Annotated in this window: 1 protein-coding gene and 1 tRNA gene; one reads left to right on the forward strand and one right to left on the reverse strand. The window is 74.8% G+C overall.

The genetic code is table 11. The features are described 5' to 3' along the window. Window positions 1-8: 8 nt before the first annotated feature. Window positions 9-82 (forward strand) — tRNA-Lys (locus tag G3I41_RS26320). 299 nt (window positions 83-381) lie between these two features. Here G3I41_RS26320 and G3I41_RS26325 read toward each other — a convergent pair. Next, complete coding sequence (locus G3I41_RS26325; RefSeq protein ID WP_164402858.1) at window positions 382-1,086, reverse strand: class F sortase; 705 nt, start codon at window positions 1,084-1,086, stop codon at window positions 382-384. Window positions 1,087-1,129 lie beyond the last annotated feature (43 nt).

Raw genomic sequence — 1,129 nt, forward strand, 5'->3', positions numbered from 1 at the left:
GTCAGCAGGCGCCGCTAGCTCAGTTGGTTAGAGCAGCTGACTCTTAATCAGCGGGTCCGGGGTTCGAGTCCCTGGCGGCGCACGCACAGCCAAGGCCCCCTCGCTTCGCGCGAGGGGGCCTTGGTCGTTCTCCGACGCGTTTCCGCAACCGCTTCACCGCCTGCGGAGGGTGACCGGTTATCGACGTAACGTCAGAAGGCGGCTGGGCGGGCGGGGAGCCTCCCCCTACAGTGGGGTGTGCGGCGGACCCGGACGCCGCTGACCTCCCGTGTCCGCGCCGGGCCACTCCCGCGGCCCGCGCACCGCGGTCGAGGACCGGCCCGGCCGCCGCCCGGGGTAACGGGCGGCGGCCGGGCCGGGTGCCGGTGCCATCGGTCCGGATCAGGCCGCCTCGCCCGCGGTCCTCTCCGTACCGCCCGCCGCGCTCTTTTCCGCGGTGAGGTAGGCCGAGACGACCACGTTCGCGGTGTACGAGTGGGACTTCTCGTCGTACGTACCGCCGCAGGTGATCAGCCGGAGCTCCGCCCGCCCGTCCTTGCGGGGGCCGTACGCCTTCTGGGCGTCGAACCTGGCCCGGGTGAGGACCTGCACGTCGTCGATGGTGAACTCGGCGACCGTGCCGTCCGTGCGCGTCACGTCGACCTTCGCGCCGGGGCGGGCCGCGCTGAGCCCGTAGAAGACGGCGGGCTTGGTCTCGGTGTCGACATGGCCGACGAACAGGGCCGGCCCCTCGGCGCCGGGCCGGGTGCCGGCGCCGTACCAGCCGACCGTCTGGGGCGTGTCGAAGGACGGCGGCTCGATGGCGCCCTCGGCGTCCAGGCCCCGGGAGACGACGGGGGCCTCGACGCCGATCGAGGGGATCTCGACGCTCTTCGGCGCGACGCCCGGGATCGGCGCGTGCGCCGGGGGCAGCGGCACGCCGAGCGGGCGCCCGACCGCGGCGACGTCGCCGGTGGTCGGGGCCGAGCCGATGCCCGAGCCGTCCGTGATCCCGCGGCCCCAGAGCCACAGGCCCAGCAGGATGACGGCCCAGGTCGCGCCGGTGAGCAGCCTGCCGCGCCCCGCCGACTCCTCCGGTGCGGACATGTCAGTCGGCCGCCGGACGGCGACGGCGCACGCTGCGGAAGGC

Source organism: Streptomyces sp. SID9727 (assembly GCF_010550605.1).
GTDB lineage: Bacteria > Actinomycetota > Actinomycetes > Streptomycetales > Streptomycetaceae > Streptomyces.